Annotated in this window: 26 protein-coding genes; 19 read left to right on the forward strand and 7 right to left on the reverse strand. The window is 47.9% G+C overall.

Annotation, left to right across the window (positions count from 1 at the left end; translation table 11 throughout):
- Positions 1-42 precede the first annotated feature (42 nt).
- Genes PaeBR_RS05890 through PaeBR_RS05905 form a run of 4 tightly spaced genes read right to left on the reverse strand, consistent with a single transcriptional unit; the run spans position 43 to position 2,978 of the window.
- A complete protein-coding gene (locus PaeBR_RS05890; RefSeq protein ID WP_410513942.1) occupies positions 43-1,011 on the reverse strand; it encodes a type I phosphomannose isomerase catalytic subunit in 969 nt (322 codons plus the stop codon).
- A gap of 21 nt (positions 1,012-1,032) precedes the next feature.
- The gene (locus PaeBR_RS05895; RefSeq protein ID WP_410513943.1) at positions 1,033-1,422 is read right to left on the reverse strand and encodes a VOC family protein; all 390 of its coding nucleotides are present in this window, start codon (positions 1,420-1,422) and stop codon (positions 1,033-1,035) included.
- Between the two features lie 6 nt (positions 1,423-1,428).
- Positions 1,429-2,022 carry a class I SAM-dependent methyltransferase gene (locus PaeBR_RS05900; RefSeq protein ID WP_410513944.1) on the reverse strand — a complete coding sequence of 198 codons (594 nt, stop codon included), beginning with the start codon at positions 2,020-2,022 and terminating at the stop codon, positions 1,429-1,431.
- Entirely contained in the window at positions 2,022-2,978 is a 957-nt protein-coding gene (locus PaeBR_RS05905; protein ID WP_410513945.1) for a TIGR01212 family radical SAM protein, read from the reverse strand. The genes PaeBR_RS05900 and PaeBR_RS05905 overlap by 1 nt, the downstream gene beginning before the upstream one ends.
- A 240-nt stretch (positions 2,979-3,218) precedes the next feature.
- Between PaeBR_RS05905 and PaeBR_RS05910 the strand changes: the two genes are divergently transcribed.
- Both PaeBR_RS05910 and trmB read left to right on the forward strand, forming a co-directional pair.
- The gene (locus PaeBR_RS05910) at positions 3,219-3,401 is read left to right on the forward strand and encodes a hypothetical protein (RefSeq protein WP_410513946.1); all 183 of its coding nucleotides are present in this window, start codon (positions 3,219-3,221) and stop codon (positions 3,399-3,401) included.
- 193 nt (positions 3,402-3,594) lie between these two features.
- A complete protein-coding gene (gene trmB / locus PaeBR_RS05915) occupies positions 3,595-4,308 on the forward strand; it encodes a tRNA (guanosine(46)-N7)-methyltransferase TrmB (RefSeq protein WP_410513947.1) in 714 nt (237 codons plus the stop codon).
- Between the two features lie 98 nt (positions 4,309-4,406).
- On the opposite strand, the gene PaeBR_RS05920 is transcribed toward trmB, so the two are convergent.
- Positions 4,407-4,934 carry a phosphatase PAP2 family protein gene (locus tag PaeBR_RS05920; protein WP_410513948.1) on the reverse strand — a complete coding sequence of 176 codons (528 nt, stop codon included), beginning with the start codon at positions 4,932-4,934 and terminating at the stop codon, positions 4,407-4,409.
- A gap of 405 nt (positions 4,935-5,339) precedes the next feature.
- Here PaeBR_RS05920 and PaeBR_RS05925 point away from each other — a divergent pair, with 405 nt between their 5' ends.
- From PaeBR_RS05925 to rplT, 4 genes are all read left to right on the forward strand, one after another.
- Entirely contained in the window at positions 5,340-6,578 is a 1,239-nt protein-coding gene (locus PaeBR_RS05925) for a glycosyltransferase family 2 protein (RefSeq protein WP_410513949.1), read from the forward strand.
- A gap of 379 nt (positions 6,579-6,957) precedes the next feature.
- Positions 6,958-7,455 carry a translation initiation factor IF-3 gene (infC, locus tag PaeBR_RS05930; RefSeq protein ID WP_410513950.1) on the forward strand — a complete coding sequence of 166 codons (498 nt, stop codon included), beginning with the start codon at positions 6,958-6,960 and terminating at the stop codon, positions 7,453-7,455.
- Between the two features lie 59 nt (positions 7,456-7,514).
- Positions 7,515-7,715 carry a 50S ribosomal protein L35 gene (gene rpmI, locus PaeBR_RS05935; RefSeq protein WP_410513951.1) on the forward strand — a complete coding sequence of 67 codons (201 nt, stop codon included), beginning with the start codon at positions 7,515-7,517 and terminating at the stop codon, positions 7,713-7,715.
- A 31-nt stretch (positions 7,716-7,746) separates the two neighbouring features.
- Complete coding sequence (gene rplT / locus PaeBR_RS05940) at positions 7,747-8,106, forward strand: 50S ribosomal protein L20 (RefSeq protein WP_410513952.1); 360 nt, start codon at positions 7,747-7,749, stop codon at positions 8,104-8,106.
- A gap of 89 nt (positions 8,107-8,195) precedes the next feature.
- Here the strand turns inward: rplT and PaeBR_RS05945 are convergent, their stop codons facing one another.
- Positions 8,196-8,753, reverse strand: coding sequence for an acyl-CoA thioesterase (locus PaeBR_RS05945; protein WP_410513953.1), 558 nt, complete (start codon positions 8,751-8,753; stop codon positions 8,196-8,198).
- Between the two features lie 306 nt (positions 8,754-9,059).
- Between PaeBR_RS05945 and PaeBR_RS05950 the strand changes: the two genes are divergently transcribed.
- The 5 genes from PaeBR_RS05950 (at position 9,060) to PaeBR_RS05970 (ending at position 14,336) form a co-directional block, all read left to right on the forward strand.
- Complete coding sequence (locus PaeBR_RS05950; protein WP_410513954.1) at positions 9,060-10,136, forward strand: BMP family lipoprotein; 1,077 nt, start codon at positions 9,060-9,062, stop codon at positions 10,134-10,136.
- A gap of 108 nt (positions 10,137-10,244) precedes the next feature.
- The gene (locus PaeBR_RS05955) at positions 10,245-11,783 is read left to right on the forward strand and encodes an ABC transporter ATP-binding protein (protein WP_410513955.1); all 1,539 of its coding nucleotides are present in this window, start codon (positions 10,245-10,247) and stop codon (positions 11,781-11,783) included.
- On the forward strand, positions 11,776-12,849 hold the full coding sequence (locus tag PaeBR_RS05960; protein ID WP_410513956.1) for an ABC transporter permease: 1,074 nt from the start codon (positions 11,776-11,778) through the stop codon (positions 12,847-12,849). The genes PaeBR_RS05955 and PaeBR_RS05960 overlap by 8 nt, the downstream gene beginning before the upstream one ends.
- Positions 12,850-13,809, forward strand: coding sequence for an ABC transporter permease (locus PaeBR_RS05965; RefSeq protein WP_410513957.1), 960 nt, complete (start codon positions 12,850-12,852; stop codon positions 13,807-13,809). It begins immediately after the preceding gene.
- A 179-nt stretch (positions 13,810-13,988) separates the two neighbouring features.
- Positions 13,989-14,336, forward strand: coding sequence for a hypothetical protein (locus tag PaeBR_RS05970; protein ID WP_410513958.1), 348 nt, complete (start codon positions 13,989-13,991; stop codon positions 14,334-14,336).
- Positions 14,337-14,357: 21 nt separating this feature from the next.
- On the opposite strand, the gene PaeBR_RS05975 is transcribed toward PaeBR_RS05970, so the two are convergent.
- On the reverse strand, positions 14,358-14,804 hold the full coding sequence (locus PaeBR_RS05975) for a GNAT family N-acetyltransferase (protein WP_410513959.1): 447 nt from the start codon (positions 14,802-14,804) through the stop codon (positions 14,358-14,360).
- A 609-nt stretch (positions 14,805-15,413) separates the two neighbouring features.
- Here PaeBR_RS05975 and ilvB point away from each other — a divergent pair.
- The 8 genes from ilvB to PaeBR_RS06015 all read left to right on the forward strand — a co-directional run bounded on the left by ilvB (position 15,414) and on the right by PaeBR_RS06015 (position 23,266).
- Positions 15,414-17,159: a biosynthetic-type acetolactate synthase large subunit gene (gene ilvB / locus PaeBR_RS05980; protein WP_410513960.1), complete on the forward strand. Its 1,746-nt coding sequence runs from the start codon at positions 15,414-15,416 to the stop codon at positions 17,157-17,159.
- On the forward strand, positions 17,156-17,641 hold the full coding sequence (gene ilvN / locus PaeBR_RS05985) for an acetolactate synthase small subunit (RefSeq protein ID WP_410515089.1): 486 nt from the start codon (positions 17,156-17,158) through the stop codon (positions 17,639-17,641). Before ilvB ends, ilvN begins: the two co-directional genes overlap by 4 nt.
- A gap of 170 nt (positions 17,642-17,811) precedes the next feature.
- Positions 17,812-18,804 (forward strand): ketol-acid reductoisomerase, encoded by a 993-nt coding sequence (gene ilvC / locus PaeBR_RS05990; protein WP_410513961.1) that lies wholly within the window; start codon positions 17,812-17,814, stop codon positions 18,802-18,804.
- 115 nt (positions 18,805-18,919) lie between these two features.
- On the forward strand, positions 18,920-20,461 hold the full coding sequence (locus PaeBR_RS05995) for a 2-isopropylmalate synthase (RefSeq protein ID WP_410513962.1): 1,542 nt from the start codon (positions 18,920-18,922) through the stop codon (positions 20,459-20,461).
- 189 nt (positions 20,462-20,650) lie between these two features.
- Complete coding sequence (locus tag PaeBR_RS06000) at positions 20,651-21,175, forward strand: RNA polymerase sigma factor (protein ID WP_410515090.1); 525 nt, start codon at positions 20,651-20,653, stop codon at positions 21,173-21,175.
- A complete protein-coding gene (locus tag PaeBR_RS06005) occupies positions 21,172-21,636 on the forward strand; it encodes an anti-sigma factor family protein (protein ID WP_410513963.1) in 465 nt (154 codons plus the stop codon). The genes PaeBR_RS06000 and PaeBR_RS06005 overlap by 4 nt, the downstream gene beginning before the upstream one ends.
- A 21-nt stretch (positions 21,637-21,657) precedes the next feature.
- Positions 21,658-22,155, forward strand: coding sequence for a hypothetical protein (locus PaeBR_RS06010; protein WP_410513964.1), 498 nt, complete (start codon positions 21,658-21,660; stop codon positions 22,153-22,155).
- 19 nt (positions 22,156-22,174) lie between these two features.
- On the forward strand, positions 22,175-23,266 hold the full coding sequence (locus tag PaeBR_RS06015; protein WP_410513965.1) for a DUF4097 family beta strand repeat-containing protein: 1,092 nt from the start codon (positions 22,175-22,177) through the stop codon (positions 23,264-23,266).
- The last annotated feature ends 168 nt before the right edge of the window (positions 23,267-23,434 follow it).

Below are 23,434 nucleotides of genomic sequence, written 5' to 3' on the forward strand. Positions count from 1 at the left end.
TTAAGACGGATAAGGATAGCGGTAATTCGATCCCAGGCAGGCTTACGGCAAGTAGGAGCGCAGTACGGTGGACTGGCCTTCGATGGCGTAAGAGCCCAGATTTGCCGGCAGCAAATAACATTCACCCGCGGCATAAGGCTGAATTCCACCTTCCCAGTTCAGATGTCCGCTGCCTTCACAAACCACGAGAATAGTGAAGCTGTCAGGAGTGGTAGAAAGGCTCCATTCCCCGGCCACAAGTCCTTTTTCCACAATAAAATAAGGAGAAGCCGCCAGCTGCAGCCATCCCCCAGGCACAGCATGATCTGTCTTCATGGAAGTGGCACCGGCGCCTTCATAAGCTGTAACGTTGAGGGAATCCTCCACATGCAGTTCGCGCGGCTTGCCGTCAAGTCCAGGGCGGTCATAATCGTATATGCGATATGTAGTGTCAGAGTTTTGTTGAATCTCTGCTACAACCACCCCGGCGCACAGGGCATGAACCGTACCGGCCGGAATATAAAAGGAATCGCCTGCAGAGACGGATACCTCTTGCAGGGTGTCCATAACCGTACCGTTTTCCAGCGACTGCCGCAGAGTCTCGCGGTCTACGCCTTCCTTCAGGCCATAAATAATTTTGGCATCCGGCTTGGCATCAAGCACGTACCACATTTCAGTTTTACCCAATTCACCCTCAGGCAATCCTTCATAATCGTCTGTTGGATGCACTTGTACGGACAGGTTGTCATTACAATCGAGCAGCTTGATCAGCAGCGGGAATCTTCCCCCAGCCTCCGAGATGTCTTTGCTTCCAAACCATACATCTCCGTACTGCTCGCGGATTTCATCCAGTCCGAGGCCGGCCAGATCCCCGTTTACAACCGTGGATATGCCATTCGGATGATCTGCGATCGTCCAGCCCTCGCCGATATGACCTTCCGGCAGATCGAGACCGAACTTTTCCAATGCGCGGCCTCCCCAGACCCGCTCTTTAAACTCCGGCTGAAACTTCAATGGATACGGTTGTGTCATGATACATCTTCCTCTCCGTGTTTAAGATCGCGTGGATTCAAAGAACTCAAGTCTTTCCCCATCCAATCCGTTAAAAAAGAAAAATCGGCTGCCGTTCGCTAATTGGCGGATAGGGGTTAGTCCGTCAAGGCTTAGTTCGGCAATTCGCCGGTATTCATCCTCAATGCCGGAAACGGTAAAAGCGAGGTGACTGACCTTGCCTTCTTCAGGCAGTTCTCCCCAGAGGCTTTCTATCAGCTCAACCTCAACAGAAGCTTGTCCCTGAAAGGCGAGAAAAGCCAGACGCAGCTGATCCCCGGGTTCTCCGATAATGTGAAGAAGGGTCAATCCGATGACTTTTGTGTAAAATTCAATGGAGGCATCCAGGGAAGAAACCTTGATGCCTATGTGTTCGATTTTTTGCACAGTCATGAGTAATCAGCTCCTTTTCTTTTCCAACGCGATGACATAGGGGGCTGCCGAACGCTGCAACTGGCGGTAAATAATACTTTGCGCCACTTGCGTTGAAACCTTCGACGCCCATGCTTCGACGGCAGCAGCCTCCTGATCCCCGCCTTCATGGCCGGGATAGAGTACCGCTGTAACAACGCCGCCGGGACGAAGCAGTTGAAGTGAGGCCTCCAGCGCAGCGATGGAGCTGTCCGTCCGGGTGATAATGCTCTTGTCGGCATCGCCGGAAGGAAGATACCCCAGGTTGAACATGATCGCTCCTACGGTTCCATGCCAGGATAGAGGTACACTCTGAGCCATAGCGGCGTGACTCTCCAGCAGCAATGTAACAGGGGGAAGAGTTTCCCCTGAAGTCACTGCCGCATCGAGTCGTTCCTCTGCGAGCGTTATTGCCGCAGCCTGGATATCGAAGCCGTACACCTCACCGCGCGGACCAATCGTCCTGGCGAGAAAAAGTGTGTCTGCTCCGGTTCCAACGGTAGCGTCGATAGCCCGGTCTCCCGGTGCCAGGCGCTCCGTGATTAATTTATGGGCAAAGCTGAGAACGGACATAAAGCCCATCAGCCTTTCCTCCAATACTTACCCTGCCAAGTGCCGCGTGCCTTCAATTCGTCGTCAATTGCATTAAGCACTTCCCATTTTTTGAGGCTCCACATAGGTCCGATAAGCAGATCGCGCGGGGCGTCACCGGTGAGGCGGTGCACAATCATCTCCGGCGGCAGCATTTCAAGTGAATCTGCGATCAGTTTTACATACGCGTCCATTTCCAGAAAACGCAGGAGCCCGGCTTCGTATTGCTTCACCATCGGCGTTTTGCGCATCAGGTGCAGGAGGTGGATTTTGATACCTTGCACATCCATTCGGGCTACCGCAGATACAGTCTCCAGCATCATTTCGTGCGTTTCCTGGGGCAAACCATGAATGATGTGAGTGCATACGCGGATGCCGTGACGGCGCAGCTTCTGTACGGCTTCCTCATAGCAGGCTGTGTCATGTGCCCGGTTGATCAGCTCTGAAGTGGAATTATGAATCGTCTGCAGGCCCATCTCCACCCACAAATAGGTACGCTGATTCAATTCCGCCAAGTATTCTACTACATCATCCGGCAGGCAGTCGGGGCGCGTAGCAATGGATAATCCGACTACACCTGGCTGCTGCAAAATAACCTCATAATATTCTCTAAGCTCTTCCACAGGAGCGTACGTGTTGGTATACGCCTGAAAATAGCCGATGTATTGGGCGTTCGGCCATTTGAGATGCTGTCTGTCACGCACATTGTTGAATTGGGTGACGAGATCATCGCGGCGGCTTCCGGCAAAATCACCGGACCCCCGTGCGCTGCAAAAGGTGCATCCGCCTTTGGCGACGGAACCGTCACGGTTGGGACAGGTAAAGCCGGCGTCGAGCATAACTTTAAATACCTTGTTGCTGAATTGTTCATGCATTTCGTAATTCCAGGTATGAAATCGTTTATCTCCCCACAGCGGTGTGGTGGAGGTCTGTTGAAGGATAGACATGGGTTGCTCCTTTATTTATAGGTAATCCAATTCATTGTATCAAAAATCAGCGCTTAACGTAATATTGTGCACCTGGCAGGCACTAAAAATGGGCTGCGAAAAGATATTTATTCCTTGTAAATACTTACACTTCATGTTATCTTTATAGAGTAATAAAGCTGCTGCTTTATCAGGAAATTCAGTCACGAATTCATATTTACGTGTCGTCCGGTCCATAATAATAACCGCGAGGTGATAACGATGAATTCTCAAATGGCGTATGCCGAGGGCAAAGGTTCAATTGATGTGCAGTTAACTCCGGATGAAGCCCTTGCGCTTACAGGCGTGGAATTTAACGGCAATCCCAAGATCAAGTCAGAAGCACAGCGCAAGATCCGCAACGCGTTCGAAAAGACATTTGATTTCAACTCTGATGCAAGGTAGAATATGAATTGCTTGGAAAAAATGGACCCCAATTCCATATACAAGCCGTAAGGAATTCTCTGATCAGCCGCTTTAGGGCTGGATGAGTGAATTCCTTTTTCATTTTTGACATTATATCTTTACTTTTCGGGGTAAGTTCGGCACAATATTGCAAGTAATAGTTATAGCCTAAGAGATAAGCGGAGGAGTAAGCATGCGTTTACGCGGAAGAAAAGGAATACGCGAAAGTCTGGAAGGACAGACCGATCTGGTCATTCTGGACCCTCGCAGTCATAAGGGACAATGGTCGGCCTTATTTGGCAACGATCATCCCATTCATGTAGAGTTCGGGATGGGCAAAGGGCAATTTATCAGTCAGATGAGCTTCAAATATCCCGGGATCAATTTTATCGGAGTGGATATGTATGACGAACTGGTACGTCGTGCCGGTGAGAAGGCCCGGGCCGTATGGGAGCCGGAAGGACATAACACACCGCCGAATCTTAAGCTGGCTTTAGCCAACATTAATTATGCGGAAGAAGTATTTGCGCCGGGAGAACTGGAACGTATCTATCTGAACTTTAGCGATCCGTGGCCGAAGAGCAAGCATGCCCGGCGCCGGTTGACACATCCGCGTTTTCTCGACAAATACCGCGGCCTGCTGGGAACGCTTGGTGAGATTCATCTAAAGACAGATTCACGCAGTCTTTTTGAGTTCTCTTTGAACTCTTTTGCCGATTTCGGTCTTCAAATGAAGAATATTTCACTGGATCTGCATGCTGATGGAATTAATGAAGAGCATGTGATGACTGAATATGAGACCAAATTCACGGGACGCGGGGTTAATATCCACCGTTGTGAGGCCATTGTAGGGGCCGGAGCATTGGAGCAGTATCAGGCGACCCGCCTGGATAAATACCGGCTATAAAGCAAATAACGCCAAAAAAGCAAAGGACCCCATATTCATTATGGGGTCTTTGCTTTTTGATGCAGGGCAAGCGTGATAAGATGACTGAATAATTTCTCCTAGACCCACAGTGCGACTGTCCAGGCAGCCACATTGGCTCCGATTACAGCTCCTGCAAGGACATCGGACGGGTAATGGAGCCCCAGATAAATTCGTGAAAAACCGACAAGGCAGGAAAGTGGGAATAGAATAAATGCCAGACCCGGGTATGCCGCCATATAAGGAACTGTGAAGGCGAAAATGGCCGTCGTATGTCCTGAAGGAAAAGAATGGTCCTTGAGCGGATTGTGAAAAGTATTTGTACCGGGAAGCGCCAGATAAGGCCGCCTGCGCGGATACAGCTTCTTCGCAATCGCTACAGGCAGATGGCTGATAACCAGGGCTATTAGTCCCTGCAGAGCTGCCGTTTTCCAAGGCTGGGGGGCAAATGCCCATACCAAAGCGTTAATTCCGATGGTACTGGTAGCCCCGCCTAAATGAGTCAGATAAAAAAGCCAGAAGTTAAGGAACCGGTTGTGCAACCGTCCATTAATCCATTGGAAAAGATGCCGCTCCCAGGTGAACAATTTCATGAATAGATGTCTCATAGCTTATCCCTCCGCTAGTCCGGCCGCCCTTTAGGCGTTAATGTGGCTCTCCGTTCTTTGCATGAAGCTTTCTTTATCATACTTTTTTCGGAGAACCGATTTCAAGAAAAAGCTCAGCTTTGCACGAAAAATGACAGTTTTGACTTGGGACACCCTTTCGCCTTACAATGATTCAAGCGGCCCAAAACGCGTTTATAAGGTAACTGAGAAATCTGGACCTTCCGGAATGAGGAAATCCGGGTAGAACAGGGCGCGGCATATATAAATCAGGTAAACCGCTAAGAATAAGAACACGTTCATGGATCTATCTTCAGAGTGCAACAAAAGGGTCAGAAATAACGTTCAATCCATCAGAGAGAGAAAAAAAGATCACCATGAGTGATAAAAAGGGGGCATCAAAAGGTCATGGCAGACGCACTATTTGTAACGCTCCAAGTGATCTTGGCGGCAATTGCGGTTTATCAATTCGGATTTTCGTTATTCGGATTGCACAAGAAAAAGAATAAGGTTCAGTTCCCGCCGGAAAAATCATTTGCGGTGCTCGTAGCCGCCCACAATGAAGAAGAAGTGGTTGGCGCGTTGATGGAAAACTTGAAGCAGCTTAATTATCCCACCGAATTGTTTGATGTATTTGTGATTTGTGATAACTGTACAGATAATACAGCCCGAATTGTAAAAGAGCACGGCATGAACGCTTGTGTTCGTACCAATTCGAACCAGAGAGGCAAAGGCTATGCAATTGAGTGGATGCTTAAGGAGCTATGGAGCATGCCCCGTCAATACGACGCGATTGTGATGTTTGACGCCGATAATCTTGCGCATACCGAATTCCTTATGGAGATGAATAATGATCTCTGTTCAGGCGCAAGAGTAGTTCAAGGCTATATTGATACGAAAAACCCTGAGGATTCTTGGATTACGGCAGCTTATGGCGTATCGTATTGGTATATTAACCGTTTATGGCAGCTTTCACGTCATAATCTGAATATGGCGAACTTCCTGGGTGGAACCGGAATGTGCTTTGAGACGAATCTTCTGAAAGAAATGGGCTGGGGAGCAACCAGTCTGGTTGAGGATTTGGAGTTTACAATGCGGAGTGCATCCAAGGGTGTATATCCACGATTTAATTATGATGCCAAGGTATTCGACGAGAAGCCGCTAACGTTCAAGGCTTCCTCCAGACAGCGTCTGCGCTGGATGCAGGGACATTTTACTGTAGCCCGCCGCTACTTCTTCCCTCTGTTATGGCAGAGTATTAAAGAGCGCAGCCTTACGAAGTTCGATTTGGCTCTTTATGGTGCGAATGTTTACATTGTTTTGTTAACCTTCCTGATGACTGCGGTAATGTGGGTCGATATGTCGCTCTTTGACGGTCCTAACATTGCCAATATTTACGGCCATCTGCCGCTTTGGTTGAGCTATTTAGCCATCGGCGCGAACCTGCTAACCTTCTTTGTCGCCATGATCCTTGAGAAGGTCAAGTTCAAGAAGGTATATGCTTATATGCTGCTCTTTCCAATCTACTTGATCTCCTGGTATCCCATTACGTTCTATGCTTTCTTTACTCAGAACAACAAGCAATGGAGCCATACCAAGCACACCCGGGTTGTACGACTTGAAGAAGTACAGAGCAAGCAGGTATAAGACACAGCAATTACGATACGAAAATATTAAAATTAATGTTGACATCCCCTTGGGGAATGTTGTATATTATTCAAGTGTGAAAAACATAGAGATTGCAAGAAGAAGCACCGGCTTCTCACCTGACTGGCATATTTGCCGGCTGGTTTGATCTCAATGATTTATGGATGTTATAATTCATGAACGTTGATCAAACGGGGTGTCGGGAGTTAGCCGGCATCCCTTTTTTGCGGGATTTCCGCAAAGTATTTGGAATAAGCTTCGAAGGCAAGGCTCCACTTTGTGGGGATATTTTGTGGGATTTCCGCAAAGTAGCATTAATTGTGATTGTAAATAACTGGTCAAGAAGATCCGGAGGTGGAGAGTTATCAGTAAGGAACATATGATCAATGATGAAATTCGGGCCAAAGAGGTTCGGTTGGTTGGTGCAGAAGGGGAACAAATCGGAATTACACCGATCCGCGAGGCGTTGCAGATGGCGATTGATCTTAATCTGGATTTAGTCAACGTAGCACCACAGGCGAAACCGCCGGTATGCCGCATCATGGATTACGGCAAGTTCCGTTATGAAACGCAGAAGAAAGAGAAGGAAGCCCGTAAGAACCAGAAGATTGTAGATATCAAGGAAGTCTGGTTCCGCGCGAACATCGAAGAACATGATTATCAAACCAAGTTCCGTAATGTTCTCAAGTTTCTGGGTGAAGGCGATAAAGTGAAGTGCTCCGTACGTTTCCGCGGACGTGAGATTACACATGCGAGTATCGGCCAGAAGATTTTGGAACGTGTTAAGAATGAAGTTGCCGATATAACTGTTGTTGAGCGCCAGCCTAAGCTGGAAGGCCGCAGCATGATTATGATTTTGGCTCCTAAAGCCCAATAATTGGAGTCACTTGCGATGCAAAATGACGCCGCATAATATTCAAGGAGGAAACAAACACCATGCCTAAAATGAAAACACATAGCAGCCTGAAAGGCCGCTTCAAGATTACTGGAACCGGCAAAGTATTGCGTTACAAAGCTCACAAGAACCACTTGCTGTCCCACAAATCCAAACGCGCGAAGCGTGTTCTGAATGGCAATCCAGTAATGGCCCCTGGGGATGTAAGACGTTTGAAACAACAATTGGCTAATTTGAAATAGTTTATCACACATTTTTGGGAGGTTTATTAATATGGCAAGAGTTAAAGGCGGATTTGTAGTTCGTCGTAGACATAAAAAGGTATTGAAGCTGGCAAAAGGTTATTTCGGTTCCAAACACCGCATTTTCAAAACAGCTAAAGAGCAAGTAATGAAATCGATGGTATACGCATACCGTGACCGTCGTCAAACCAAACGTAACTTCCGCAGACTGTGGATCGTTCGTATTAACGCAGCAGCACGTTTGAGCGGCTTGTCTTACAGCAAGCTTGTATACGGCCTGAAACTGGCTGGTGTAGAAGTTAACCGTAAAATGCTGGCTGATCTGGCTGTAAATGATCTTAACGCATTCAACTCGTTAGCTGTTGTAGCTAAAGAGAAAATCAACGCGTAAGTGACCCTGAACTAACCGAAAAGCACCGCTACACGGGTAATCCGCAAGCGGTGCTTTTTTGTGGCCGAATAATTGAAAACGGGTTTAAATTACAAGTGACTGTTTTCTTCCCAATATTTTGAGGTATTCAACTGTGAGGCTAACTGCTTGCTCTTTGCCCGTCTTACTTTCCGCAGATCTGCACGTTCTTCGGCGGATTCATTCATCAGCTTCTCTTCATCAGTCTCAGGAATGATTTTTGGTACAGGCACTGGGACTCCATCTTCACTAACTGCAACAAAGGTCAGGAAGGAGGTGGCTGCTACAGCCCGCTCTCCGGTATATAAATGTTCTGATATGATCTTCACGAACACCTCTATGCTGGTACGTCCTGTCCAGGATACAAAGGATTCAAAGCATACGGAATCTGTAGGCCGTATCGGGAGCAGGAAATCAACGGAGTCCGCAGATGCAGTAACCACGTTGGCCCGGCAATGACGCATGGCGGAGATGGAGGCTACTTCATCAATGCCGCTCATCAGCTTGCCGCCAAACAGAGTTTTATGGTTGTTGACATCATTCGGAAATACACGGCCTGTTTTGAACACCCGTGATTCGCGGCAATATTTAAATGCGGGAGCTTCCGGCAGTTCTTTTTCTTCGTTCATTTCAGCTAACTTCCTTTCGGATACGATTGTAAGCACTCATAATAATAGAAAACACCTTCCTGTGCAATAATATTTATAATGGTGGGAAGAGTCAGAATAGGTTTTTTGAGGTTTTATAACATAACTCAGACATTAATATAACACAGAGTGTAAAGGTAAGCGTTTTCTTGGTGAAATTTGCAAATTATTATTGACCGGAGGTCATTAATTGACTGGATTTTAGGTTTTTTAGCAGTTATAATCTGTACAATGGAATGTCCATGCAAAGACAGGAGACATCCAATTTTTTAAGGGGGAACACATTCGATGAAAAAGTTTTTCAAATTGTCGTTCGTTATGTTGCTTGCAATGACAGTTATTTTGGCTGGTTGCGGAAAAAACAATGCTAACTCCGGCAATGGCGCAAATGGAACAGGAAACGCTGCAGCAACTAATGCACCAACAGAAGCACCAACAGATGCTCCTAAGTCCGAGGTTAAACTCGGCATGGTTACTGACGTTGGCGGAGTAAACGACAAATCGTTTAACCAATCTGCTTGGGAAGCATTGCAAGCACTTGAGAAAGAATCGGGTGTTGAAATTAAATATCTGCAAAGTGAATCCAATGCTGACTATCAGCCAAACCTTAACCAATTCGTTAAAGGCGGCTACAATCTTACTTGGGGTATTGGTTTTGACCTTGGGGACGCTCTTGGTAAAGTGGCTGCCGAAAATCCGGATAGCAACCTGGCTATCATCGACAGTGTAGTGGACGCTCCTAACGTTCAGTCCGTTACGTTCTCCGAGAACGAAGGATCTTTCCTGGTAGGCGTTGTTGCAGGTCTGACTACTAAAACAAACAAAGTAGGCTTTATCGGCGGTATGGAAAGCCCGGTAATCAAACGTTTTGAAGTTGGCTTCAAAGCGGGTGTAGCAGCCGTTAACCCTGACGCTGAAGTGAAAATCACTTATGCTGGTGCTTATGACAAACCGGATACAGGTAAATCCCTGGCCGCTACATTGTACGATGCTGGCAATGACATCATTTTCCCGGCAGCTGGCGCAACAGGCAACGGCGTGTTTAATGAAGCCAAATCCCGCAACAAAGCAGGCGGAACTAAAGTATGGGTTATCGGTGTAGACAAAGACCAATCGCTTGAATTTGGCGATGACGTAACTTTGACTTCCATGGTTAAGCGTGTTGATGAGGCCGTTAAAATGGTTTCCCAGCAAGTTATCGATGGCACATTCAAAGGCGGCACTACCACTGTCCTCGGTTTGAAGGATAACGGTGTAGGCCTTCCTGAAACTTCCAAGGCTAACGTGAGTGCGGAAATTCTGGCTAAAGTTGAAGACTTCAAAAAACAAATCATCGACGGAACAATAACTGTTCCTGCCGAGTAATATTGCCGTATCTGACTTGTAGTTGAATAATGAACAAGGAACAAGGCCGGTTATGATGCCGGCCTTGTTCCTTGTTAAAGTATTTTATTCTGTGATGAGGGTGATTCCATGAGTGCTGCGGCTCCTGTCGTAGAGTTGAAGCAAATCACAAAGCGCTTTCCCGGTATTATTGCCAACGACTCCATAAGTCTGACGCTGGAGAAGGGGGAGATTCACGCCCTGCTTGGTGAAAACGGAGCAGGCAAGTCCACTCTGATGAATATCGTATTTGGTCTTTACCAACCCGATGAAGGCAGCATTGAAATCGACGGGAAACCGGTTATCATTGATAATCCAAATAAAGCTATTGAGCTTGGCATTGGTATGGTTCATCAGCATTTCAAGCTTGTGGAGCCTTTCACGGTGACAGAGAATATTGTGCTTGGGATGGAACCGAAGAAGGGTCTTAAAATCGACTATAAATCCGCTGCAGAACAGGTTCGCAAGCTATCAGAGCAGTATGGCCTCCAAGTGGATCCGAATGCCAAAATTCATGACATCTCGGTAGGCATGCAGCAAAGGGTAGAAATTATGAAAACACTGTATCGTGGAGCGGATATTCTCATATTCGACGAGCCGACAGCCGTTCTTACGCCGCAGGAGATCATTGAACTGATGGCAATCATGAAGCGTCTCGTCGCCGAGGGCAAATCCATTATTTTGATAACACATAAACTGAAGGAAATTATGCAAATATCGGATCGGGTCACGATTATCCGCCGTGGCAAAGTGATTGATACCGTTATAACTGCCACGACAAATCCAAATGAGCTGGCGGAGAAAATGGTCGGTCGTGGTGTAACCTTTAAAGTGGATAAGCAGGTTCCGCATGTGGGACAAGCTGTACTTAAGCTGGATGGAGTCAACAGCAAGAATAAAGATGGCATCCCAATATTGAATGGTCTCAGCTTTGAAGTTAAGGCAGGAGAAATTTTGGGCATTGCCGGTGTGGACGGAAATGGACAAAGTGAATTGATTCAGGCTATTACAGGGCTGCGAAAAATTGACTCCGGTTCCATTACAATGACCGGTAAGGAAATCGCTAATCTGTCCCCCCGTAAAATTGTGGAAATGAATGTGTCCCATATTCCTGAAGACCGTCATAAACACGGCCTTGTACTTGACTTCACTGTAAGTGAGAATATGGTGCTGGAAACCTATTATAAAAGCCCATATAACAAGAATGGATTCCTGAATAACGAAATTATTAATCAGCATGCCGAGGATCTGGTTAAAGAGTTTGATGTTCGAACACCATCCATAGAGAATAAAGCACGATCTTTGTCTGGCGGTAATCAGCAAAAAGCGATTATTGCTCGGGAAATAGACAAAAATCCGACATTGCTGATTGCAGCACAGCCTACTCGCGGTCTTGATGTGGGAGCTATTGAATTTGTTCAGAAGCAGTTGATTGCTCAGCGGGATCAAGGTAAGGCAGTGCTGCTCATTTCGTTCGAGCTGGATGAAATCATGAATGTGTCCGATAGAATCGCTGTTATCTACGAAGGACAAATTGTTGGTGAAGTATTCCCTCAGGATACGAACGATCAGGAGCTTGGACTTATGATGGCGGGCAGCTTGAAGCGGGGAGGTAACGCAAATGTATAAGCTCAAAAAAATATTTGCGACAGACAGCTATATCGTACCGCTTGTCGCCATTTTGCTTGGCTTCCTGGTGGGTGCCATAGTGATGCTAGTCGGCGGCTACAACCCGATTGACGCCTATTCCGCATTGTTCAAGCGTGTATTCGGCAGTCCGTACGATTTCGGTGAAGCGATTCGTGAGATGACACCGCTGATGCTTACGGGCCTTGCAGTTGCCTTTGCCTTCCGCTCGGGTCTGTTCAATATCGGAGCTGACGGTCAGGTAATGATCGGTATGACAGCGGCTACTGTGGTGGGCATCAAGCTGGCCGGTTTACCGATGTTCATCCTTGTTCCGCTTTCGGTCATTGCAGCTGGTCTCTTCGGAGGGCTGTATGCTGGAATCGCCGGATATTTGAAGGCCAAACGAGGCATAAATGAAGTAATAACAACGATTATGTTGAACTGGATCGCCTTATTCCTTTCCAATTACATTGTTAGAACGTTTTTACTGCTCCCAGGTCAGAATCGGTCCGAGGATATTCCGGCTTCTCTGTCCATGACCTTTCTGAACTCTCTGTTTGATAATGCCCGTTTGCATTGGGGGACGCTCATTGCCCTTGCAGCCGCAACCTTCTTCTTTATTTTCTTGTGGAAAACCAAACAGGGCTATGAAATGCGTGCTGTAGGCTTAAATCCGCATGCAGCTGAGTATGCCGGAATGAACGTTGGACGCAACATTATGAAAGCTATGTTTATCAGCGGTGTGTTTGCCGGTCTGGCAGGTGCAGGAGAGGTGCTCGGCGTATTCCATTACCAGTCGGTCTTCGCCGCTTCTCCTGGATATGGCTTTGACGGTATTGCGGTAGCGCTGCTTGGACTGACACATCCACTTGGAGTTATTCTGGCGGCTATTCTGTATGGCACATTAACTTATGGCTCAGCGGGTATGAGCTTCGGCGCGGATGTTCCTCCCGAGCTTATCCGTATCGTTATTGGTTCGATTATTTTCTTTATCGCCGCACAGGGTATTGTACGATGGGTTCTTAAGCCCTTTTACTTCAAGCGCAAGAAAGAGAAGGTGTTATAGATGGATGTGCTGACGCTGCTAGGTCAATTGCTAAATACGACACTTGTATTTTCCACAGCGCTCATTTTTGCCGCACTGGGCGGCATCTTCTCGGAACGCTCCGGTGTTGTGAACATCGGACTTGAGGGCTTGATGATGTTCGGCGCTTTTGCCGCTGCGGTAGGCGGATATTACGCAGAAGATGCGGGGTTTGGAGGTTTGGCGCCTTGGGTCGGTGTTATTTGTGCCATTATCGTAGGTGCTTTGGGATCACTCATTCATGCTGTTGCGTCCATTACGTTTAAGGCGGATCAGACGATTAGTGGTACAGTTATTAACTTTTTGGCTGCGGGAAGTACGCTTTACATGGTCAAGCTGCTGTTTGAAGGAGCTGGCGAAACGCCGCTTCTGGAGGGCTTCAGCAAGTTTAAAGTCCCGTTACTTTCCAAAATTCCGATTATCGGAGAAGGGATATTCAGCTCCTACCCCACTACATACCTGGCTATTGTGCTGGTAATCGTTATTTATTTCGTTCTGTTCAAGACACCTTTCGGTCTGCGTCTGCGTGCTGTCGGTGAGCATCCGAGTGCAGCGGATACACTGGGCGTCAATGTGAATAAAATGAGATATATCGGGGTTATTTTAAGCGGTATGCTGGCAGGCATAGGTGGAGCAACGATTACGCTGACCACGACAAGTACCTTTGCTCATAATACCATTTCCGGTCAAGGCTTTATCGCCATTGCCGCGATGATCTTTGGTAAATGGAATCCGGTGGGTGCTTTTGGTGCTGCTGTTTTCTTTGGATTCTCGCAAGCCATCCGCAACTATGTGCAATTATTCGAATGGTCGAAGAGTATCCCTCAGGAATTCATTTTCATGATTCCGTACGTACTGACGATTATTGTACTTGTAAGTGCTGTGGGACGCTCTTCTGCACCGAGTGCGCTAGGTCAGCCTTATGATCCTGGTAAACGTTAAGACTTAACGCTGATACACCGCAGGTTGGCTCCTGCCTTGAAACGTATTTCCGGTTATTCCGGGGATACGTTTTTTTGTCATAGAGAACGGGCAGGCGTACAGGCGAACAAAACATCCGCGGAATACACTGTTTCGAAGACGGAAAAAAGCGAAGTGCAATTATTTAGAGGAGGGATATTATGACTCAACCGGTGACGAAGAAGCAGGTGATCAGGCTGATAGGTAAAAATATAGTGGCGATGAAAAAAGATGGCACCAAAATTTCGGGCAAGCTGCTCCGAATTTCCGGAAACCGTCTCATAGTGCAGCGTGCAAGCAGCAAGAAAGTGCAAACCAAGGCGCTTATTCCTCTAGTATTGTTTGATCTGCTGGCTATCGGTACTGCTCCTTATTCTTATGGAGGTTATGGATATGGTGGTGCGCCGTATGGTGGCGGGTATGGATATAGTGGAGGCGGCTATGGCTACGGATACGGTTACAACCAGGGTTATGGCGGAAAACCCTACCCGTATGGTGGATTTTTTTAAAAATTAAGCTGTCTTTTCCTTTCACGAAAACCGTTTTTCTAATTCATGGCAGTAACTTTGAGCCAAATAGCGAGCTATGCTGTAATCCAATTTTTGATAAAATGCAAGACCTGCTGTATTTCCGGCGTCAACGGCTACCTTAGCTCTCTTGCAACCGCGTGATAGTGCAAATCGTTCTGCGTGGTCCATGAGCATATTTCCCCAACGTTTACGCCGGGCGGCGGGTGCTATGGCCAGCATATCGATATAGAGTAAGTCACCGTGGAGCATAAAATGGACGAACCCCAGCGGGTCGCTTTCATAATCGGGACAAGCCACAAGTGTAACTCCATGTCCCAGCCGCTGTGGCAACTCTTTTTTAACCTGACTCAGCACGGTCTGCGGCAAATGAGATAACGGCACAAGCTGGGTTTCTATTAAACCGAGAATAACGGCATCATCCTGTTTGGGTCTGCGGTAACGGATCATAAAGCGCCCCCCTCTCACACGTTGTCGTACATCATATGACGGCAGGGGGTATCAGCGTTCCAGAGATGAAATAAGAAGAACCGGAAATTGTTACGAAAATAAGGGTATTGACTAACCGTGTGAGGAATCATATAATGTGTCTAAACATTTTATCGATTATACATGTATCGGCAATGATGAGGACGAAGTTTTAAGGGCTCTTTTGCTCAGAGAGTGAGAGGAATTGCTGCAACCTCCACCAAAACCCCTTATATACGAGCTCACCTCGGAGCTGTTTCCCTGAAAGGTTCACTGGCTATAGTGGTGAAATTATTAGGGGGAATCGTTTAGTCCGCGTTACGGACTTCAGGTTATGAAGATTTGGGCCCAGCCTACATCGATGGATTTTTATATACCTGATAAGGCATTGCATCGTGAGATGTAATGCAAATATGGGTGGTACCACGGAAGATCAACCTTTCGTCCCTCACGCGCTAATACTGTGCGTGGGAGGCGGAAGGTTTTTTTGTTGTCGAGAAGGGAAGATTGAGCTGTTTCTTAACTTATTGCTGGATAGAAGACGGTCCGTCATTTGCATACTGAATGTTAAATATCGGAGGAGGAATACTGATGAGCGCGCAAATACCGGAATTACGAACTACAGAGCAGCTACGGGAGAAATGGATGGAGCCGGAGGTCATTTCCGGTTCGGAAATTCTGCTCCGCAGTCTGGTGCTGGAAGGTGTAGACACTGTATTCGGATATCCAGGCGGAGCTGTATTATATATTTATGATGCCTTGTACGGCTTCGAGGATTTCAAGCATGTGTTAACCCGTCATGAGCAGGGGGCCATACATGCGGCTGATGGCTACGCGAGAGCTAGCGGCAAGACAGGTGTTTGTATAGCGACCTCGGGTCCCGGAGCAACAAATCTTGTAACAGGCATCGCTACTGCTTATATGGATTCGGTTCCGCTGGTTGTTATCACGGGTAATGTGTTTTCCAGCCTGATCGGAACGGATGCGTTTCAGGAAGCAGACATTACCGGAATAACGATGCCAATTACCAAGCACAGCTACTTGGTACGTGATGTGGAGGATCTGCCGCGTGTTATCCATGAGGCTTTTCATATCGCTTCTACCGGACGCAAAGGACCGGTACTTATCGATATCCCTAAGGATGTATCGGCAGCGAAGACTTTGTTCACTCCGGTGAAAGAAGTCAATCTTCGCGGTTACAATCCGCGTACGGTTCCCAATAAGCTGCAGCTGGATAAGCTGGTTCGTGCGATTGCAGTGGCCGAGCGTCCGATCATCATTGCCGGCGGAGGCGTCATTTACTCCGGTGCGCATGAAGCGATGCTGGAGTTCGTGAAACGGACGGAGATTCCGATCACAACTACTTTGCTGGGACTTGGAGCTTTCCCGAGTGCCGAAGACCTGTGGATGGGCATGCCGGGTATGCACGGAACCTATACAGCGAATAATGCCATTCAGCAGTGCGATCTGCTCATTAATATTGGTGCCCGCTTTGACGACCGTGTGACGGGCAAGCTGGACGGCTTCGCGCCGAAAGCCAAGATTGTTCATATCGATATTGACCCGGCAGAGATCGGTAAAAATGTATCGCCTGATATCCCGATCGTTGGTGATGTTAAGACGGTTCTGGAAATGCTCATTCCTGAGGTTGGGCGTGCAAGCAAAGCTGATGCCTGGAGAACATTGATTGCCCAGTGGAAGCTGGATCAGCCTCTGCGCTATAATGATTCGGAGACGGAGCTTAAGCCGCAATGGGTTATCGAAATGATCAATGATACGACCAAAGGCGAAGCGATTGTTACAACGGATGTAGGACAGCATCAGATGTGGGCTGCGCAATACTACAAGTTCAACAACCCGCGCTCATGGATTACATCCGGTGGTCTAGGTACAATGGGCTTCGGATTTCCTTCAGCGATAGGTGCTCAGATGGCTCATCCGCAGCGGCTTGTAGTGTCGATCAACGGTGACGGCGGCATGCAGATGTGTTCGCAGGAGCTTGCAATTTGTGCGATTCACAACATACCGGTTAAGATCGTTGTCATTAACAACCAGGTGCTCGGAATGGTACGGCAATGGCAGAATCTCATTTACGGGAAACGCTACAGCTACACGGACTTGGCCGGCAGCCCGGATTTCGTAAAACTGGCTGAGGCTTATGGTGTTAAAGGGTTGCGGGCGACCAATAAAGAAGAGGCAGGCGCAGCTTGGCAGGAAGCCCTTGAAACGCCAGGTCCAGTATTGGTAGAATTCGTTGTTCCTAAAGACGAGAACGTCTACCCGATGGTAACTCAGGGTTCGACCATCGATCAAATGCTGATGGGAGATGAAGAATAGTGATGAAGCACACGATTGCCGTTCTCGTAAATGACCAGCCGGGGGTGCTGCAGCGGGTTTCGGGTTTGTTCGGACGCCGTGGGTATAATATTGAGAGCATTACCGTTGGCCAATCCGAAGAAGTTGGTTTGTCCCGTATGGTTATCGTAACTAATGGGGATGAGAATACCCTGGAGCAGATCGAGAAACAGCTCTATAAGCTTTTAGACGTTATAAAGGTAGTCGATCTAAGTTCCAAGCCCATGGTTGCCCGTGAGCTGGCGCTGATTAAAGTAAAGTCCGACCCTGCCGAGCGTCCGGAGATTATGGGCGTAGTGGAAACGTTCCGCGCCGCTGTTGTTGATATCGGAAGCACCAGCCTGCTGGTGCAGGTGGTAGGCGATACCCAGAAGATCGATGCCATGATTGAGCTGCTGAAGCCATATGGCATAAAGGAGCTTTCGCGTACCGGTGTTACAGCGATGATCCGAGGAAACGCCTAAAGAGTATATTTTACGGCTTTAACGAATTGCTGCTTTTTTGCATTACCAGGTGATTGAACGACATTCCTGCTAAAGAGCGGGAGCTTGAGGAGCAGCTTTGCATAACAATAGGAGCTCTCTTGAAGTACCCGCTCTTTAGATGGGTCCCAAATTAAAGGAGGATTTTGACAATGGCAGTAACAACGTATTATGAACAGGATGCAGAACTTAGCGTATTGAAAGGCAAGACAATTGCAGTAATCGGTTACGGTAGCCAAGGCCATGCCCAAGCTCAAAATCTACGTGACAGCGGTCTGCAGGTTGTCATCGGTTTGCGTGAAGGAAAGTCTTTTGAAACCGCACAAAATGACGGCTTTGAAGTCCTTCCGGTTGCTGAAGCTGTATCCCGTGCAGATGTAGTGCAAATTCTCTTGCCGGATGAAACACAGGCATCTGTATATAAAAATGATATTGAACCGAATCTTAAAAAAGGCGCGGCTCTGATGTTCTCTCACGGCTTTAACGTGCATTTCGGACAAATTGTTGCTCCTAAAGATGCAGACGTACTGCTTGTAGCGCCTAAATCTCCGGGTCACATGGTTCGCCGTACTTACGTTGAAGGCTTTGGAGTTCCTGGACTTATCGCAATTGAGCAGGATGCTACCGGCAAAGCCAAAGAAGTGGGCCTGGCCTACGCAAAAGGAATCGGTTGTACTCGTGCCGGAGTTATCGAAACTTCCTTCCGTGAAGAAACAGAAACCGATCTGTTCGGTGAGCAAGCTGTACTGTGTGGCGGTGTGTCCGAATTGATCAAAGCAGGTTTTGAAACATTGACAGAAGCTGGATATGCTCCTGAAATGGCCTACTTTGAATGTCTGCATGAGTTGAAGCTGATTGTTGACATGATCTATGAAGGCGGCTTGTCATCCATGCGCGATTCCATCAGTAACACAGCTGAATACGGCGACTATGTAACAGGACCGCGTATCGTAACAGCAGATACGAAAAAAGCAATGAAAGCTGTACTTACAGATATTCAACAAGGTAAATTCGCCCGCGACTTTATTCTTGAGAACCAATCGGGCCGTGCTTTCCTGACAGCTACCCGTCGTAACGAAGCTGCTCACCCGGTAGAGGTTGTTGGATCTCAATTGCGTGAAATGATGCACTGGATTAAAAAGTAATCTCATATACTTAAGATTGTTCAATGACATATAATGTATTACTTCGATGCGGCCGTACATTTGCGAGCCGCATTTGAAGGTTTTTTGCACAATTTCTATTTAGGGGGTGCCTAGCATGCGGAAAATATATGTGTTCGACACGACGCTGCGTGACGGAGAGCAGTCGCCGGGTGTGAACTTGAACACGCGTGAGAAAGTAGAGATCGCCTACCAGTTGGAAAAACTGGGGATTGACCGCATGGAAGCAGGATTTCCCGCGGCCTCGCCTGGTGATCTGGCTGCCGTCAATGCTGTAGCCAGAGCCGTTAAGAACGTCACGGTTATTGGTCTGTCCCGTTCCCGGGAGAGTGACATCGATGCTGTGAAAGAAGCTCTGCAGGGAGCACAGGACCCTTGCATTCATATTTTTCTGGCCACCTCTCCCATTCACCGGCTGCACAAGCTGCGGATGAATAAGGCTGAGGTGCTGGAAACCGCACAATCGGCCATCCGTTATGCCAAGAAGTATTTCTCGAAGCTGGAGTTTTCCTTGGAAGACGCCGGCCGTACAGAGCTTGACTTTATGGCAGAAGTGGTTGGCATGGCAATCCGTGAAGGGGCTAATGTGGTCAACATCCCGGATACGGTGGGTTACCTGAATCCGTCGGAATATGGAGCCATCTTTAAATATCTGAAGGAAAATGTGCCGGATATTGAACGGGTGCAGCTTAGCGCCCACTGTCACAATGATCTCGGAATGGCAACAGCCAATACGCTCGCGGCCATTCAGAACGGTGCGGATCAGATCGAAGGAACCATCAACGGGATTGGTGAACGCGCCGGTAACACAGCTATTGAAGAGGTGGCGCTGGCCCTGGAGACGCGCAGTGAATTTTTCGGAGCGAAGACCTCCTTGGTGCTCTCTGAAATATCCCGTACCAGCCGCCTTGTCAGTAAGCTGACGGGTATGGTGGTTCCGGGCAACAAGGCCATCGTAGGCGCAAATGCCTTTGCTCATGAATCGGGTATTCATCAGGATGGCATGCTGAAGGAGAAAACAACCTACGAAATTATGACGCCGGAAACCATCGGTCTTAAAGAGAGCAAGCTGGTGCTCGGCAAGCATTCGGGCCGCCACGCTTTTCGCGATAAGCTGACCGATCTCGGTTATGAGCTTCCGGATGAAGAGCTGAATGCCGCTTTTGCCAAGTTCAAGGATTTGGCGGACAAGAAGAAAGAGGTATCTGACGAGGATATCCTGGCCTTGATTGAGGAGAAATTAACCGATACACCGGAAATTTTTAGTCTGCAGACGATTTATGTCACCTATGGCAATGAAGCCATTCCAACGGCAAAGGTTATTATTAAAGGACCGAAGGAACAGCCGATTATAGCTGTCGCTGAAGGTAACGGATCGGTTGATGCGATATATAATGCAATCGACAAGGCAACAGGAGAAGATGTCACCCTTGGTGACTATTCGATTAAATCCGTAAGCCGGGGCAAGGACGCACAGGGAGAGGTTCATGTGGTACTCTCACAGGGCGAGGTAGCAGCGCAGGGACGCGGTCTAAGCACTGATATACTGGAAGCCAGCGCAAGGGCCTACCTCGACGCACTTAATACTCTTTTGGAGAAGCGCAGGACGTTTACGAAGCGTGACCATGCCAGTCTGTAATAAATTTTAAAATGAACTAAGGCTGTTCTACGGAACTTTTTTCCGGCAGAGCAGTCTTTTTGCGTTATCCTTATCTTATGTCGGGAACTTTATCCTGTTTTTATGAAGTAAGTTGCAGGGAATAAGGGATAGGCATCGTCTAACCTAAAGAAGCTGGAGGAGGGGAGAATACTGGAAGAGGCGGAGTGGATTTCTGCCGTGCTCAGCGGTCAACATGAGGCCTTCGGGCATTTGGTGACACGTTATCAGGGCCTGGTATACAGTGTATGCGTCAAGATTACAGGAGAAGCCGAGTCGGCCAAGGACATGGCCCAGGAGGTTTTTATAAAAGCGTATAAAGCGCTCCCCTCCTTCCGGGGACAATCCTCATTCTCGACCTGGCTCTACAGGATAGCTTATCGAACCTGTCTGGACTGGAAACGGGCTAACGACAGGGAATGGCGGCACCGCAGTACTGCGGCCTATACAGAGAATGACTGGGTAACGTCGCAAACGCCGGAGCAAGCGGCACTTCGTAAAGAAGCGTCTGCTGAACTGGATGAGAATCTGAACAGCCTTGCGGAACCGTACCGGTCGGTCGTACAGCTGTACTATTTTCAGCGGCATTCCTATCAGGAAATTGCTCAGCAAAAAGGAGTTTCTGTCAAAACGGTGGAGTCACAGTTATATCGTGCCAGACAAATGATGCGCAGACAAGGGGAGGAATGGCGATGAATTGTGAACGGGTAAAAGAGTGGCTGCCGCATTATATCGAAGGTTTGCTGTCTCCCGAGAGAGAGCTGATCATTAGGCTTCACATAGAATCCTGTCCCGGTTGTGTTCAAAGTCTGGAGGAAGCCCGTGAGATGGCTGAGTTTTGGAGAGAAATGGAAAGGAATATAGATGTGCAGGATGTGGGGCATATTCCGGATCTTACGGCGGCGGTTATGGCGGAAATTGAGCTGATCGAGGCCGGTCGGAGCAAACGGGTTAACGAATCAGCGCCGTCAAGACGCCGTTATACTCCCCGAACGTCATGGGTGCATTACAGCCTGGCCGCAAGCCTGACTTTTTTATTATTTCAATTCGGTGTTTTTGAGGGACTGGCTTATCAAATATCTGAAATTAACGGTCAGATGTCAAACTCGGTAAACGTATGGTTCGGTTCTCAGTCTACTCAACTTTTTAACAAATAAAAATATTCAGGAGGAAATTTCATGATCAAAAAGAAGCGCTGGCTTACGTTCATGCTGGCTATGGTGCCGGGTGTGGGCCATATGTATTTGGGATTCAAAAAATTGGGCCTGCAATTTATGGTCGGAGCGTTTATATGCATTATTTTTATCCCGTCGATGCCTATGGTCTTTCCTTTCGCACTGGCCGCATTATGGTTCTATCAATTGTTTGATGCGCTGCAAAAGGCGACCTGGATGAAAATATCCGCAGCGGAGCATGAGCGGCTGATGTTTCATCCGGACAGCTTTGGCGCTCCATGGTCATACGATATGCATGCGCCTCCGGGCTACCCCCAGGATGATTTCAATCCGGTATGGGTCGGCGGTGCTTGTGTGGTTGCCGGAGTTTTGCTGCTGCTGATTACGGCATTTCCTGCACTGTGGAGAATACTGACCCAAATTAACATTGGTACCATCCTGCTGTCAGTGGGTCTGATAGGCTACGGGCTGCGGATGCTGAAAAATAATACCAGAGCATAGAGGATCGGGAGGAAAGGCAATGGGGAGATGGAAGGTCGGCAGTTTAACTGCGGCGATTGGCTGTATTGCTTTGGGAGTTATTATTGCACTTGCGCAGTATGATAAGGTGACTTATGCGGCGCTCGGCTATTTATGGCCGGCATTACTTATTGTGTTTGGCGTGGAAATGCTGGGCCGCCTTGTGTTTCGTTCGGATGTCAAAAGCCGTGTAAGCGGCTGGGCAATCGTTCTAATCCTGTTGATAACCGCTGCCAGCGCAGGCCAATCGCTGCTGTCTGGGGGCTCGTTAAGCAGCCTGCTTGGCAATATGAAGCTTGCGCCGCTTAGCGGAACGCAGGAAGTGAAATCGGATATCAAGGCAGTGAAGATATCCATACCCAATGGAAAAGTGAAAATCAATGGTGTTAGCGGCAGTTCTCTTGACTATGAAGGCAGTCTGCTTGTTCCCGGCAGCACACAGAGTGAAGCTGAAAGTGCGCTGGAGAAGAAGTGGAAAGTAACGACAGAGGGAGATACTCTTGTTATGACGCTGGATGTAGAGACGAATTGGCTGTCGAGCCTTCAGTTCGGGTTTTACAGTGAAAGTCCTCATCTGAATGTGAGCGTTCCTCAGGATCTGGCCGTGGAAATTGACACGAGCGACGGCTCGATCGAAGCTTTGGAGCTTCAATCCGGGTTAACTGCCGAAACATCCAACGGAACTATGGATCTTCATGATATAGCTGGTGGTGTAAAGGCCCATTCCAGTAATGGCACATTAACTGCGAAGAATATACAGGGTGGAGTAGAATTGGTCAGCTCGAACGGAGCGATCACACTGGATAATATCGACGGATCATTGTCTGCCAAGAGCAGCAATGGCAAGATAACGATTAATTCAGCGATAACAGGCAACTGGAAATGCACCTCAAGTAATGGAAAGGTCATACTGGGGCTGCCGGCAGGGACAGATGCCAGGGTTACAGCGGATACAAGCAACGGTTCTTTAAACGGCAATGTGCCCTGGGAACGTGACGGGGATAACCATGGAACTGCTGTGCTGGGAGAAGGCACTCATACTGTTGATGTGTCAACAAGCAACGGAAGTGTGACGGTGAATGTGGCGGAGTAAATAAACAAACGGGAGTTCTATATAAGTTGAACTAAAGATACCGGCTCAAAACCAAAAACAGCGGTTGACCAATCGTGAATCAAGCGACTAGGGGTTTGGAGGGGTCTTGCGATCGCTGTTATAGGCGAAAACTATCGTATCTCCAGAATCCCGCAGGGCCCTCCGCGC

The organism is Paenibacillus sp. BR2-3, from assembly GCF_046529485.1.
GTDB lineage: Bacteria > Bacillota > Bacilli > Paenibacillales > Paenibacillaceae > Paenibacillus_AQ.